Source organism: Parashewanella hymeniacidonis (assembly GCF_016900895.1).
GTDB lineage: Bacteria > Pseudomonadota > Gammaproteobacteria > Enterobacterales > Shewanellaceae > Parashewanella > Parashewanella hymeniacidonis.
The window spans coordinates 17,255-32,018 of sequence record NZ_JAFEUN010000053.1 but is presented as its reverse complement, the minus strand read 5'-3'; the positions used below and the strand labels follow the sequence as shown (position 1 = coordinate 32,018).

The window sequence follows — 14,764 nt, the reverse complement described above, 5'->3', positions numbered from 1 at the left end:
AGGGTTTGATTTTTAATTCATAAATATCGGGGACAACAGCTTGCCTTCTAAGAGGGCAAGCACCAGCCCCCTTACAGGGGGCGAAAGGCAAAGCCACCTTCTAAGAAGGTGGATTCTTTAACTTTTAAAAAAATTCTTCCATATAACAATTTAAATGCGACTTTTTTCGTGTACTGTTTTAATTTAACTATTCAACACCTTAGTCTGTTCGGTTCTTCCGGTAAGAGGTATTAATGAGTAAATTAAACAAAAAAGCCATAGCTGTCGCTATTGGTACCGTTATTTTAGCCCCTGTAGCATTAGCAAATTCCAGTCAATTTAGTTTTAATCAACTTCATCAAGGTTATCAAATTGCTGATAATCAATCCTCAGGCGGTGCAGATAAAATCAAAGATGGTAAATGCGGCCAGGGAAAATGTGGTGGGAAAAAAGCACATGACGGAAAGTGTGGTGGCAAAATGTCTCAACAAGGCAAATGCGGAGAAGGACGTTGCGGTGCGAAGCGTAAAGCAAATCAAGGAAAATGTGGCGAAGGCAAGTGCGGTGTTGACCAAAAAGGAAGTAAAGAAGGAAAATGTGGCGGAAAAATGTCTCAAGAAGGGAAATGTGGCGGAAAAATGTCTCAAGAAGGGAAATGTGGCGGAAAAATGTCTCAAGAAGGGAAATGCGGCGAAGGTCGGTGCGGAGAAAACCGTAAAGCTCATGAAGGAAAATGTGGAAGTAAAAAGTAATTGAAAGTCATCGCCCTAGTTGATAGGGCGATGAGATATTTTATGGCCTTTAATCGTTATTAAAGATACTGCTCCAAGGAATCCACTTAAAATCTTGGTTTGCATCTGGCATGCGATTTCTTCCATCCTGAACTACAAGCATACCTTGTGACCAAGGGCCGTCACCAACAGGAAGTGAAGTAACAGCTAAACCATCGGTTTCTGAGCTACCATCAATACCTTTATCAAAATTAGTCCCAATTCTAAATTGAGTTATAAACTGATAAGGGGTTTCAGAGTCATAAAGGATATAGGAATCATTACCTTGGCTTGAAACAACAAGATAAGATTTGTTATTCCCGTGATACAAATCTAGGCCTTCGACATCGTCGACTAATGGGCCCCCGACTTTGATGATCATTTCACCTTGTGATGAAGCTTGAGCATTGGCATCATACTTCCAAATTCCCTGGTCCTCTTCACCAACAAATAACTCACCTGTTTGATCATTGGCTACACAGCCCTCGACTTGCGATGGAGCAGAGAACTCGCGTACTTTAGTGATAGAAATTTGTGTATCAAAATTGACACGATACTGTATGGTTTTACCTGATTTCTCATTTGCAAATGCATATAGCTGTGACCCATCGTGATATAAACACATGCCATAAATGTCATTTAAATGTGTATCCAAAATTGCAGTTTGTGTTACATGGCCGTTATGAGCAATTTCGTACGCGGCAAGTTTATCTCCATCACGCAAACTGGCTATCGCAATACTCTTAGTTTCACCATTGATTTGTAGGTTTTGTCTTATATCGATATTATTAATGCGACCAGTGCCAATAGACTGTACTTGGTTGCCTTGCATATCGAATACTAACAACCCCCAGCGCTTATGAGCGCCTAGAATCAAGCTGTCTGCAGGTGATGTTTTATTAACCCAAATTGCAGGGTCATCCATAGTATCTCCGGCACGATCTGAACTCGTGCTTTCGACCCATGCTGGAATTTCACGGATCTTCTCTGCTTTATCTTTTGGTTGTAGCTTCATACTCCAATTTGAGAGAAGGTATAGGTCATGTTCGTCATCGAAGCTGAGTACGGATTGTTTCTCATTGTGAGTGAAAACGGTTAATCCTTCAACTTCATCGCCTTTATTAATAGCGACTTGGTTGCCATCAGTAAAGACACGCCCAGTTTCATCTTGATAAAACACGTGTCCATCATCAGCAAAAACGGAAGTCAACGTGTTGTGTGGTTTTGCAACGACAAGCTCAGTTTCTTTAACGGCTTGAGGGTGTGCATCTATTGCCCAAATTCCAGCTTGTTGCTCTGCAATATACAGTGTATCTGTCGTAGAATCTAAAGAGCAATTAAGTGTCCCCATAGGTACTGATATGCTGCGAATAAATTTTGGATTCCAATTACCTTTGTGGCCTAATACCCACTGTTGTGCGTTGCCTGATTCGCCACCAAGCCAAACATAAGTCAACCCATCTTGCTGTCTTGGCTGTAAACAAACCCAGTTTATTTCATAATCAAGTTCAGGCATAAGGGCAAGCTTAGTCAGTGTGCCGTTTACAACTGAAAATGGCTGAACACGGTCTGTTTTAGTATCAACCGTTATCGCAATATCACTAGAAGCTTGAAGGTACTTATATTCCCCTTTAGCTATGGTGTTGCCTTTATCGGACTCACCATTCCAAGAAACTAAGCCTGACTTCTCGCTTGCAAGCAACCAGCCATTATTGAGTCGAACACCTTGACTTCCTTTTAGGCCAATCAAGGTTTTAACAGCGTTTTCCTTACCTGTTGTAAATATAGGTTTAGATTGAGCTTCAGCATGTACTGATGGTGATGCATCATCATTACATGCTGAGATCCCCAGTGTTGCTGATACAAGAGAAGCTAATAATCCATATTTGAAGATATTTTTTGTTTTATTCTTATTCATCACTTATACCTTAAAAATTAACTACTTGAATGCCTAGTTGGAACGTTCTGCCATACTCTTCGTATTGATTGTTGAAACGACGACTGCCAGCATAGCTATAAAATGGCTCATCAGTGATGTTGATAGCTTTAAAATATACTGTCATTGCCTCTGTTATATGCGCTTTCGCAACGAAGTCCCACTGTAAGTGATCATCTTCGTACATGTCATACTTTTCATCGTTAATTTCAGTAACTTCTTGTAGGTATTCCGATTTATAAGCAGCTGAAAGCCAAACGCTTGTATACGCATTTTCATATCCAATTGAGAAGTTTGCAGATAAGTCAGACTGACTTGGTAATGGAATATATCGTGCGAGTAATTCATCATCATCAAACCATTGGATTTCGGCATTAGAGTCGGTGTAGGTGATATTTGTATTGATTAACAGATCATTAAATGGCTCAGATAAGAAGTTAAATTCTTGCACATAAGCTAATTCAAAACCGTACAAGTCAGCATTATTACCATTTACGAAAGTCAGTGCTTTTTTATAATTAACGTATTCACTTCGCCCGGCTAGGTCAGCCTCGTAAATGAAGTTTTCAATGTCTTTGTAAAAACCACCAACGCTCAATAATCCAACACCATCGAAATAGTGCTCTAAGCTTATATCGACATTCATTGATTCGAGGGATTTTAAATCAGGGTTACCAAACTCAGCTTCACGGATAATCTCAACTTCACCAGTCTCATTATCTTCATCCTTGTCAATTTCTAACAAGAAGCCAGGTGCAATTTGATCAAACGTTGGGCGAGTGATTGTATTCGTCCAAGATGCTCTGAAAATTGTATTCTCATTGAACTCATAGCGAACATGAATAGATGGTAGTAAGTGGTCTTCTGAACGTTTAGAGTTACTTGCAATAAACTCTTCATCTTCATTGAATCTGTAGCCTTGAGAGTCCCAGTCAACGTTTTCGTATCTCACACCGGCAATGACCTTGAGTTGGTCAAAATCAACTGTGCCCATGATGTAAGCCGCTGTAAGGTCTTCATTAATGTCAAAATCACCAATTTTAGATTCAATGTCATCAGCAAACTCACTCGCATTCATGGCGTTTACTAGGCCCCAAATAGAATCCGTTGAAATCGATGGACCAAACTCGCTCAGTCCGTAGGTGACTGTTGAATTACTGTATGCACCTAAAGATAAAAGGTCTTCAGAAACACCGAAGTCCTCAAAATCTTCAAAAATCCAAACATCTTCACGGTTTGTTTTTTCTCTTGTGCTGGCCTTTGCACCGAATTTTATCTCAGCACCATTTTTTCCAAGTTCAAATGAACGCGTAAAATCAATTTTTCCACCTTTTACAGTGTCTGTTGAACGTGTGTCTGCAATTTCAATTTCTTTTAACTCATACTCGGAAGCATCATAGTAATCTTCATTGGCTAAAATAATCGGTTTTTGCGTACCTTGGAAACCCAGTTTATCAAATTCAGCTTCGAATTCAGCACCACCAATATGTAAAGGCTTTGCTGCAGTTGCACGGGAATAGGAAGCTTGGTAGTCAACTGTCCACTTCGTTAATCTTGATTGTCCACCGAGTACAAATGAAGTTATGTCTTGTTCTTCTGTTCTGGCCTTTAATGAACGTTTAACTTCTGCAGGCGACAGTGTTTGCGTGTCAGTTGCATCTTCCCATTCAACTCCTGATGCATTTCTCACTTCATCATCGTCGTATTTACTGTATAAAGAACGTAAGAATAGGTCATGATCTTCGGTTGGACGGTAATCTAGGTTGATACCTAAACCAATACGTTCACGGTTAATGTCATAGTTACGTGCTTCGACTTCTTCTAGCTTTTCGTCATCTAGATCCCAACCGCCATCAACTTCAACATTTTCGCTGCCAAATTTGCGGTTATACCAACTTGCAGCAACGGCCACACCAAATTTTTCATTAAACGTATCGCTGTAACTCGCTGCGAACTTCGGACTGGTTTGTTCTGTTAATCCGTTATAACTGGCTTCACCTGATAGATTGAAAAACAATTCATCGCGATCAAAAGCGGATAGACTCTTTACTTCTACAGCGCCACCAAGTGAATCGGCATCCATGTCAGGAGTTATTGTTTTACTGACTTCAACCGATTGAACAAGATCTGAAGGAATAACGTCAAGAGCAACAGCACGGCGATCATCTTCAGGGGCTGGTAGTCGTGTACCATTCATTGATACAGAGTTATAATCTGGAGCTAACCCTCGTATACGGACGAATCTTCCTTCACCTTGGTCACGTTCAATTGACACGCCCGGAACACGTTGTAGTGCTTCGCTGACGTTACTATCAGGGAAGTTACCTAATACATCAGCACTGATAACACTAACGAGGTTATCTGCACTGCGTTGTCGATTTAAAGACTTACTTAATGACCCCGTATGGCCTGTTACGGTAATTCGCTCAATTTCATTACCTGCAAGCTCAACAATGAGATCTGAAGTTTGATTATCGGTGACAGTAATTTTTCTTGTTTGTGTTGGCACACCTAAATATGAAATTGAAACGGTGTAGTTACCCGCTTTTAGGCCATTAAAAAAGAAGCGGCCATCACGGCCTGCTGTTTGGCTTTGATTAAGTTCTTGAATGGTTACAATAGCACCTGATAGAGGTTGTTTACTTTGTTCAGCTCTCACACTTCCTTCAAATTTTCCTACAGCGATGGCTTGTGCAGATATTCCGATACTGCAAAGAGCCAGACATATTGCAGATAATTTAAATGGCTTTTTCATTGTTCTATTTATCCTGAGGGGTCAAAAGTCAGGGCAAACATTAAGAGAGAGAAATGTCAGATTTGTGACGAAAACATTTCATTGATGTTTATTCACGCAGATCCTCACTAGTATTTTTAGGTGATGAACTGATTTGAATTAGTGTTATTGCTTTAAAGGCCTAATAAACTGAGAATTCAGGTGGGTTTAAAATGTTAGATAGTGTTTTATTGAGCTAATTTGACTTTTTGTTTTTAAATCGTTTAGTCACAAAATCTTAATAAAAATGCATTATTTTACAGATATTGATGTTTGTATTAAAAATAGAACAATGAAATTAAAAAGCTCAACGCCGTTTTTGATCATCAGCTTGTTAGTAATAACGCTTGTACCCTTATTAATAATGTTATTGCATCTGCCTTTGAAATACACAATAGACATTGATTTTATCGATATTTTTGGTGAGTTTTGTCTTTTTGCTTTAGCGACCAGCTGGATATTTGTGATTCGCTCTGCAAGACCTGAGGGGTTTGTTACCAGCTTGCTAGTCATTGGTTTGAGTGTGTATGCATTCGGATGCTTTCTGGACGTATTGGATGAAATTTTCATAAGAACCAGCTCTACCATTTTTACCAATTTGATTGAAAAGATACCAATGCCATTAGGCTTGGCTTTTCTCACTTATGGATTATGGCACTGGCGAAAAGAACAAAAGGTGGTTAATCGTCAATTGCAAACAAGAGAGCAATATATAAGGCAACACCATTTAACAGATCCATTGACCCTGCTCAATGATACAAGAGGTTTTGAAACACACTTAAAACGTCTCAATAAAAGCAAAAAAAGCTATGGGTTAGTAGCGTTTGATATTGAGAACTTTAGTGCGTACAACAGTCGCTTTGGATTTAACAAAGCTGACAAATGCTTGAAAAAAATAGCCAATATTTTGTGCTATCAGTTGAGAGGATGCGACTTAGTTTGTCGTTTTGCTGGCGATTGTTTTGTAGTGCTGATTAACGATGGCAATGATCAGCTTGTCGAGGCTTTAGCTGGTAGTATTGCTCAATCAATAAATCAAACAGACATCAACTGCAAATTGAGCTCTTTATTGCCAACTGAAGTGAATATGTTTGTGAATGGTTTTCATTCTGAAGAGACTTCGATTTCAGAATACTTACTGATAGAGCTGAATCAAAGACTGAGACCAGAACCAGAAGCTACGTTAGCTTCTAATGAGGCAATTTAATATGGCCTTTATTTGCTTGAATGATAAAGCCTTATATTGCAGACGGATAGTCACTTTAATTGTTGGTTTGTTTTGCCAACGTAAATTAAGTACGCAGATACTTTTAACGGGCACAGGAATCTTTATTAAAGACATCCAACGGTTAGATTTTACCGTTTCTCCACATCAACTAAAACGATTGTTTGATAATGCTAATCGACAATGGGAAGGAAACGATTTAACCTTTTTACTGGGTCAGATGTTGTATACTGACTTAGCCGATACACATGCGAATTTACTTAATAGATCAAATGATTTGAACGTAAAGTACTCAAATTTTTACCGATTCTTGCAACTATCACAACCATGGATTCAATTAATTAACTTCAATATCAATGCTAAAAAGCACCTTTTGATCTCACCTGACTTTGGTTTTGAAACAAATAACAGATTTATACTTGAGGTTTTTAGTTCATCTTTGAGTTTTCTATTCAAAAATATTGATATGAGATTTTCATTTCCTTTTTCTAAACCATCAAATACGTCGCAATACCTAAAGTACTTAAACTCTAATATCACATTTGATGCACCGATTATGTGTGTTTCCGCTAGTGGTTATGAACGTATTGAACTGAGGCAATATGACTTTGACTATAGGTTAGCCAAAAGTTCAGCAATACAAAAGGTACAGGTCAGTTCAAAACAGATTGGATTGCCGCGCAAAGTAAAAAGTCACCTTTTAAAAGAGTCATTTAAATTGCCACAGTTAGCCAGTAATCTTGACATGAGTGTGGCGACATTAAAAAGAAGATTAAAAGAATTTGATACCTGTTTTGGTCAAATACAGGATGAAGCGAACTTAATTAAATCTTTAATACTGTTGGCAGAGCATGATCCGAGTAAAACGGCCAAGCAATTAAATGAACAAGATATCAGCAATTTTAGACGTGCTTTCAAACGTTGGACAGGCTCTCTTCCCAGTAGATATTATTTGTGGCTTAGCTAAGAACTTTTTATCTTTCAGGATTAATTTATTGCTATGTGAGAGTTTACCTGATCAAGAAGAGCAGCAAAGACTAGACATCTAAGTAAACTGGTCGTTTTTTCATTGTTACCGCTACAAAACCAATCACGAAAGATCAACAGCCGTTACAGTAATTAGTTAATTACGTACTCCGCATACACACGGCCCGTCATTACGCAATTACAATATGTACGACTGCTCAAATGACAGCCAAACATAAGCGTTTACCTTTCAATTCTATGAACATCATCAAGTTTTCTTACTTTGTATTTGAAATTCGGCTTGTATCAAAAAATTCAATATGTCTATACTAAAAAGGCTTCACAGCTACTGTGAAGATATTTACTTGTCGGAGTGCCATTAGGCTGAGATCGTTAACACGGGATCCGTTGAACCTGTCGGGTTAAGACCTGCGAAGGAAACAAAAGTGAAATCTGGAATCTTAATACCTATAAAATTAATCTATTCTTCTTTGATGGAAGAAGGATTAATGCCAGCTTTTACCCATTCAGTTAATCATCCACACTGGGCGTCAGACAAGCAACTTCTTAATTATATAGATTGTGAGATTGCTTATGCACACCAACACACGGAACGAACGCCTTGATAATGAAGGCCATTTTAAAAACAGTAATTCTAAAAAAATCACTCGCAGAGAACGCCGTGATCAAGCTAGTGAGTTTATATATCATTTGAAACCTGAGCAATTTCCGAACTCAGAAAAAGCATACGTTGAAGGAAGCAGAAAAGACATTCAAGTGGGTATGCGAAAAATAGAGCAAACTGACACCATTATTGGGGGAAGTACAGAGGAGCCTATTACTGAATCTAATCCACCAATCAATGTTTATGACTGTACTGGCCCATATTCAGATCCTCATTCAGAGATTAATGTTAGGGATGGTTTACCAAAACATCGTCGTAATTGGATTTTAGAAAGAGAAGATACCGAAGAGCTTGATAGTGTGAGTTCAAACTTTACTCAACAAAGACTGATTGACGATGGTTTAGATCATTTGCGCTTCGAGGCGTTACCAAAACCAAGAAGAGCTAAATCGGGTAAACGAGTGACTCAACTGCATTATGCAAGGCAGGGGATTGTGACTCCAGAGATGGAGTACATTGCAATCCGTGAAAATATGGCAAGAGCTGAGCTTGCCGACTCAGATATTGCAAAACGTGCTCCGGGTAACAGTTTTGGTGCCAGAATTGGTGAACTAATCACTCCAGAATTTGTGCGAGAAGAAGTCGCACGGGGTCGTGCAATCATTCCAAACAACATCAACCATCCAGAATCCGAACCGATGATCATTGGTCGTAATTTTTTAGTGAAAGTGAATGCTAATATCGGAAACTCTGCAGTGACTTCATCTATTGAAGAAGAGGTTGAAAAACTGGTTTGGTCCATTCGTTGGGGTGCGGACAATGTAATGGATCTATCTACAGGTCGATATATCCATGAAACTCGTGAATGGCTGATAAGAAACTCACCTGTCCCAATCGGTACTGTTCCAATCTATCAAGCTTTAGAAAAAGTAAACGGTGTAGCTGAGGACTTAACGTGGGAAATGTATCGTGACACGTTAATTGAACAAGCAGAACAAGGTGTCGATTATTTCACCATTCACGCTGGTGTATTACTTCGTTATGTTCCAATGACAGCTAAGCGAGTGACGGGTATTGTATCTCGTGGTGGTTCGATAATGGCGAAGTGGTGCTTAAGTCATCATAAAGAAAGCTTTCTATTTACTCACTTCAAAGAGATTTGTGAAATCTGTGCGCAATATGATGTGTCATTATCTTTGGGTGATGGTATGCGTCCAGGCTCTATTGCAGACGCTAATGATGAAGCACAATTTGCTGAATTGGAAACACTAGGCGAACTCACCAAGGTTGCTTGGGAATATGACGTTCAAGTTATGATTGAAGGTCCTGGTCATATTCCAATGCATATGATTAAGGAGAACGTGGAAAAGCAACTTGAAATTTGTGATGAAGCACCGTTCTATACCTTAGGTCCACAAACAACCGATATCGCACCAGGGTACGACCATTTTACTTCGGGTATTGGTGCTGCAATGATTGGCTGGTTTGGCGTAGCAATGCTCTGTTATGTCACCCCTAAAGAACATTTAGGTTTACCGAATAAAGAAGATGTAAAACAAGGATTAATTGCTTATAAGATTGCTGCCCATGCTGCTGATGTTGCGAAAGGCCATCCAGCTGCACAAATTCGTGATAATGCACTTTCAAAAGCGCGTTTTGAATTCAGATGGGAAGATCAGTTTAATCTAGGTCTAGATCCTTATACTTCACGTGAATATCACGATGATAGTTTACCTCAGGAGTCAGCGAAAGTGGCTCACTTCTGCTCAATGTGTGGGCCTAAGTTCTGTTCGATGAAGATTACTCAGGATGTCCGTGATTATGCGGCTGCATTAGAAGCTAAAGGTATAGAAATCAATAGTCATACTGATTATGAAAAGCTATCGAAAGACATAACCGAAGGAATGACACAAAAATCAAACGAGTTCAAAGCGACAGGCTCTGAAATCTATCACGTAGTTGATGATGCTGAGAAAGAGAGCGCTTGATATGCATGAAGATTTAGAACTCAGCACTTGTTCTAATCGTCCGATTGTCTGGAGCATTGCTGCTTCAGACTCTGGTGGTGGAGCAGGAATACAAGCTGATTTACAAACAATGAATGACTTATCTTGTCACGCTTGTACTGTCATTACAGGTGTCACTGCACAAAATAGTGTTGCAGTTGATTTGGTAGAACCTGTTACTCAAAACATGTTAAAGCAACAACTGGATACTCTTTCGACGGATTTGCCGCCTGTGGCTATTAAAATCGGTTTATTAGTCGATCAACATCAAATTGATTTGCTTGGCCAATGGTTAAGCAAATACAAAGAAGTAAACCCAAATGTCCAAGTAGTACTTGACCCTGTGCTGGTTGCAACGTGTGGTGATAGTTTGAATAGTGATTTAGGTGTTAATTTCACTCCATTTAAGGGGGTAATTAAGCTGTTAACCCCAAATTATTCAGAGCTACATCAATTAACGGCACATTGTAAAAATGCTTCGATAAAAGAAAGAGCTCGATTCTTAGCTGATCAACTGGATTGCAGTGTGTTAGCTAAAGGAGGTGATAACCCTAATGATCAATTGTACGCAGAAGATATTTTAATTTGTCGTAATGTTAGCCATTGTAGTGAGTTACACCAAAATGAAACTGTTCGTTTTGTAAATAAGAGAATTAAGTCAGATAACACACACGGTACGGGCTGTACTCTTTCATCGGCAATCGCATCATTTATCGCTCACGGTTATCCTCTTCAGGACGCGGTTTTGCAAGCGAATGCCTATGTACATAGCGGTATACAATTCAGCTATCAAATTGGAGAGGGTGCTGGACCAATAGCCAAAACAGGTTGGCCGACTGATTTAAGGCACTTTCCTCGCATTATCTGTGAAGCTTCAAAGCTTCTAATTAATGATACAGTAAAGCCTTTCAGGTCTATGGCTGGGGATATTGGTGTATACCCAGTTGTAGACAGCGCAGAAATTATTTCATTATTGTTGTCTGCGGGTTGTCAAACCATTCAGCTCAGAATCAAAGAAGATCTTGTTGAGAAAAATGGGCCGGATTGGCTGGAGCAACAAATAGCGAAAGCGATTGAACTCGGTTATCAACACAAAGCACAAGTTTTTATTAATGATCATTGGCAGTTGGCCATAAAGCATAGCGCCTTTGGCGTTCACCTAGGTCAAGAAGACGTTTTTCAAGCAGACTTGAATTTAATCAAGTCATCAGGATTAGCTTTGGGTTTATCCAGTCATGGGGTTTTCGAAGCTCTACTGGCTCAGCAGATAAAGCCATCTTATGTCGCTATTGGTCATATCTATCCTACGCCTACAAAAGATATGCCCTCTATTCCACAAGGAATAAGTAAAGTTAAAAGGCAAGTGAGCTTATTGTCCAGTAGCATACCCTTAGTTGCGATCGGTGGAATTAGTGCTGCTCAATTCAATATCATTAAGCAAACCGGGGTTAATGGCGTTGCTGTTGTAAGAGCTGTAACACTCGCCGATAAGCCAGCACAAGCATTTAACGTACTCGCTAATCTATGGGAACAATCACCATGGAAGGAAGCTGTATGAATATTAGTGATAAAGAATTCATGCGTTATTCACGACAAATACTGTTATCGAATGTGGGTGAACATGGCCAAATACGCATTAAAACAAGCCAAGCAATTATTGTTGGTGTTGGTGGTTTAGGTACTCTTGTCGCTCATTACCTTGCTGCAGCCGGTGTTGGTGAGATCGTGCTGGTGGACGGAGATAAAGTCGAAAGTAGCAACTTACCAAGACAGCTTTTATTTTCAGAGAACGATATTGGAAAAAATAAAGCCACAGTGGCTTTTATTAAACTTCAACAGCAATATCCGAATATCCATATCAATGTAAGAGCTGAAATGTTCACGGATGTATTACAACTGGATTATTCAAAACAAACCGTTGTTTTTGATTGCTGTGATAACTTTGAAAGCAGACATCTTATCAATCGATTTTGTGTTAAAAACTCGCTGCCTCTTATCAGTGCTGCGGCTGCTAATTTTAGTGGTCAATTATTCGCTTACTATCCATCAATGTCTGGCTGCTATAACTGCTTGTACCCAGAACAAATTGAAGTTAATGATAACTGTAGAAGTGTCGGAATCCTCGGTCCCATGGTTGGTACCTTGGCATCAATGCAGGCTTTAATCGGTTTAAAAGTCATGCTCGGCGATAAACAGGTTTTCGGTAAGCTTTGGTTATTCGATGGAAATACTTTTCAGTGGCGGACCGCGTTATTGGAACAGGACCCCAGTTGCTCGGTATGCGTTAACACCGAACAACACGTAATCAAGGAGAGTGTCGCATGATTAACATTCAGTTTAATGGCGAGAATATCTCAATCGAGTCAAATCTTAGTATCGAAGCACTTCTGGTTTTAGATGTAGCTCAAATAAAAAATGTGAATGCTATTGCTGTCGTTGTTAATGAACGAATACTTCCTCGCTCAAAATGGACTGACACAACATGTCAGGAAAATGATCAAATTGAAGTATTCAAAGCAGTAGCTGGAGGTTGATGTGTTAAAAATTTCGAATGAAGAATTTGAGTCGAGACTCTTTACAGGCACTGGTAAATTCAGCTCAAGTAAGCTAATGCTCGAATCGTTGGTTCAATCAGGTTCTGAAATGGCGACCATTGCCATGAAAAGAATTGATGCAAAAAATGGTACGGATGATTTACTGGAACCGTTAAAACATTCAGGTATAAAAATACTGCCTAATACCTCTGGTGCACGAAATGCAAAAGAAGCCATCTTCGCAGCTGAATTGTCCAGAGAACTGTTTGGTACGCATTGGATAAAATTGGAGATTCATCCTGATCAACGTTATTTAATGCCAGATCCCATTGAAACGCTTGCAGCTGCAAAAGAACTCTGTGAACAAGGCTATGTTGTCATGCCATATGTTCATGCTGATCCTGTGTTGTGTTGTCGTTTGCAAGAGATTGGTTGTGCAGCCGTCATGCCATTAGGTTCACCAATTGGCAGTAACCAAGGCTTGGTGACTGATGACTTCCTTAAAATTATCATTGAGCAGGCTCAAGTACCTGTTGTTGTAGATGCAGGGATAGGTGCACCTTCACACGCAGCAAGAGCAATGGAGCTTGGTGCGGATGCGGTACTGGTTAATACAGCCATAGCGAGCAGTCCTGATCCTGTGACAATGGCAAAATGCTTCAAAGCCGCTGTTAAAGCTGGGCGAGATGCGTATGTTGCAGGTTTGGGCACGATTTCTCGTACAGCAAATAATACCAGTCCTCTCACTGGTTTTTTAAATTCAACTTCTTTGTAAGCCTTATGAATACTTTTACTGATGTGTTTAAAAACATCCCTCGGGATGAGTTGGCATTGAAAATTTATTCGACAACGGATAAAGATGTCGAAAGGGCGCTTAATCAACCAGAGCGAAACCTTGATAGTCTCTTAGCTTTACTGTCGCCAGCTGCAGAGCCCTATATAGAACAGATGGCTCAGGCCTCTGTGAGTAATACTCGCAAAAGATTCGGTTCTAATATTGGTATGTATTTGCCAATGTATGTTTCAAACCTATGCGCTAATGAGTGCGACTATTGTGGTTTTACTATGAGTAATAAAATTAAGAGAAAAATTTTATCTCATGATGAAATTCGTCAAGAATGTGAAATCATCAAAGCACAAGGTTATGATTCTATCTTGATTGTTTCTGGTGAGCATGAAACAAAGGTTGGCATTAAATACTTTAGTGAAATTATGCCAATCATAAAGCAATATTTCAGTTATATCGCATTTGAAGTTCAACCGTTAAAAGAGAATGAATACAAGAGTCTGGCTGAAAAGGGGATGGATGCGGTGATGGTCTATCAAGAGACCTATCATCCTGAAACCTATCGCCAGCATCATACTCGAGGGCATAAGTCCGACTTCCAATATCGACTGGAAACGCCAGATCGCCTTGGAAGAGCTCAAGTAGATAAAATTGGCTTAGGGGTATTATTAGGTCTGGATGATTGGCGTCTTGATGCACTGTTAATGGGTCATCACTTATATTATCTAGAACATAAATACTGGCGAAGTCGATACAGTGTTTCTCTGCCAAGATTACGCCCTTGTGTTGGCGGGGTTAACCCGAAAGTTGAATTAACTGATATCGGTCTTGTACAGTTAATCAGTGCATTTAGGTTATTTAACCCTCAACTTGACATCAGTTTGTCTACACGAGAATCAGCTGATTTTCGGGATAATATTATTTCTTTAGGGATCACTCAAACGAGTGCAGGAAGTTCAACAGAACCAGGAGGCTATTTACATCCTAATGAAGAACTTAATCAATTTGAAATAGGCGATGAACGAAGTGTCTATGAAGTTGTTGCTGCAATTAAAAGTAAGGGCTTAACTCCAGTGTTTAAAGACTGGGAATCCGAATGGATTAACTAGTGTTAGTGTCTTCTGTGAGAGTTGAATTACCTCGATTAAGCTTCAATACCTGTT

General features: G+C 39.5%; 11 protein-coding genes and 1 riboswitch. Of the genes, 9 read left to right on the top strand and 2 right to left on the bottom strand.

Translation table 11 applies throughout. The features are described from left to right. Positions 1–233 precede the first annotated feature (233 nt). A complete protein-coding gene (locus JQC92_RS11920) occupies positions 234–731 on the top strand; it encodes an HvfA family oxazolone/thioamide-modified RiPP metallophore (protein WP_204999864.1) in 498 nt (165 codons plus the stop codon). A gap of 49 nt (positions 732–780) precedes the next feature. On the opposite strand, the gene JQC92_RS11915 is transcribed toward JQC92_RS11920, so the two are convergent. Together JQC92_RS11915 and JQC92_RS11910 are read right to left on the bottom strand one after the other, a co-directional pair. Continuing rightward, positions 781–2,667 carry a phytase gene (locus JQC92_RS11915; RefSeq protein ID WP_204999863.1) on the bottom strand — a complete coding sequence of 629 codons (1,887 nt, stop codon included), beginning with the start codon at positions 2,665–2,667 and terminating at the stop codon, positions 781–783. 10 nt (positions 2,668–2,677) lie between these two features. Next, positions 2,678–5,440, bottom strand: a complete 2,763-nt coding sequence (locus JQC92_RS11910) for a TonB-dependent receptor (RefSeq protein ID WP_204999862.1) — start codon at positions 5,438–5,440, stop codon at positions 2,678–2,680. 400 nt (positions 5,441–5,840) lie between these two features. On the opposite strand from JQC92_RS11910, the gene JQC92_RS11905 reads away from it, so the two are divergent. From JQC92_RS11905 to thiH, 8 genes are all read left to right on the top strand, one after another. Next, a complete protein-coding gene (locus JQC92_RS11905) occupies positions 5,841–6,665 on the top strand; it encodes a GGDEF domain-containing protein (RefSeq protein ID WP_204999861.1) in 825 nt (274 codons plus the stop codon). 16 nt (positions 6,666–6,681) lie between these two features. Beyond that, entirely contained in the window at positions 6,682–7,650 is a 969-nt protein-coding gene (locus JQC92_RS11900; protein ID WP_204999860.1) for a helix-turn-helix transcriptional regulator, read from the top strand. A 358-nt stretch (positions 7,651–8,008) separates the two neighbouring features. Beyond that, positions 8,009–8,106: riboswitch (TPP riboswitch) on the top strand. 137 nt (positions 8,107–8,243) lie between these two features. Beyond that, positions 8,244–10,262: a phosphomethylpyrimidine synthase ThiC gene (gene thiC / locus JQC92_RS11895; protein WP_204999859.1), complete on the top strand. Its 2,019-nt coding sequence runs from the start codon at positions 8,244–8,246 to the stop codon at positions 10,260–10,262. A gap of 1 nt (position 10,263) precedes the next feature. Further along, positions 10,264–11,838: a bifunctional hydroxymethylpyrimidine kinase/phosphomethylpyrimidine kinase gene (locus tag JQC92_RS11890; protein ID WP_204999858.1), complete on the top strand. Its 1,575-nt coding sequence runs from the start codon at positions 10,264–10,266 to the stop codon at positions 11,836–11,838. Further along, on the top strand, positions 11,835–12,605 hold the full coding sequence (locus JQC92_RS11885; protein WP_204999857.1) for a HesA/MoeB/ThiF family protein: 771 nt from the start codon (positions 11,835–11,837) through the stop codon (positions 12,603–12,605). The genes JQC92_RS11890 and JQC92_RS11885 overlap by 4 nt, the downstream gene beginning before the upstream one ends. Further along, entirely contained in the window at positions 12,602–12,814 is a 213-nt protein-coding gene (thiS, locus tag JQC92_RS11880) for a sulfur carrier protein ThiS (RefSeq protein WP_204999856.1), read from the top strand. Before JQC92_RS11885 ends, thiS begins: the two co-directional genes overlap by 4 nt. 1 nt (position 12,815) lies before the next feature. Next, positions 12,816–13,589 (top strand): HisA/HisF-related TIM barrel protein, encoded by a 774-nt coding sequence (locus JQC92_RS11875; RefSeq protein WP_204999855.1) that lies wholly within the window; start codon positions 12,816–12,818, stop codon positions 13,587–13,589. Positions 13,590–13,594: 5 nt separating this feature from the next. Continuing rightward, positions 13,595–14,710: a 2-iminoacetate synthase ThiH gene (gene thiH, locus JQC92_RS11870; RefSeq protein ID WP_204999854.1), complete on the top strand. Its 1,116-nt coding sequence runs from the start codon at positions 13,595–13,597 to the stop codon at positions 14,708–14,710. Positions 14,711–14,764: the final 54 nt, after the last annotated feature.

What these genes read in the sequence shown, in the direction of transcription:
- JQC92_RS11920 (WP_204999864.1), top strand. Translation starts at nt 234, where the DNA reads ATGAGTAAATTAAACAAAAAAGCCATAGCTGTCGCTATTGGTACCGTT.
- JQC92_RS11915 (WP_204999863.1), bottom strand. Translation starts at nt 2,667, where the DNA reads ATGAATAAGAATAAAACAAAAAATATCTTCAAATATGGATTATTAGCT.
- JQC92_RS11910 (WP_204999862.1), bottom strand. Translation starts at nt 5,440, where the DNA reads ATGAAAAAGCCATTTAAATTATCTGCAATATGTCTGGCTCTTTGCAGT.
- thiC (WP_204999859.1), top strand. Translation starts at nt 8,244, where the DNA reads ATGCACACCAACACACGGAACGAACGCCTTGATAATGAAGGCCATTTT.
- JQC92_RS11890 (WP_204999858.1), top strand. Translation starts at nt 10,264, where the DNA reads ATGCATGAAGATTTAGAACTCAGCACTTGTTCTAATCGTCCGATTGTC.
- JQC92_RS11885 (WP_204999857.1), top strand. Translation starts at nt 11,835, where the DNA reads ATGAATATTAGTGATAAAGAATTCATGCGTTATTCACGACAAATACTG.
- thiS (WP_204999856.1), top strand. Translation starts at nt 12,602, where the DNA reads ATGATTAACATTCAGTTTAATGGCGAGAATATCTCAATCGAGTCAAAT.
- thiH (WP_204999854.1), top strand. Translation starts at nt 13,595, where the DNA reads ATGAATACTTTTACTGATGTGTTTAAAAACATCCCTCGGGATGAGTTG.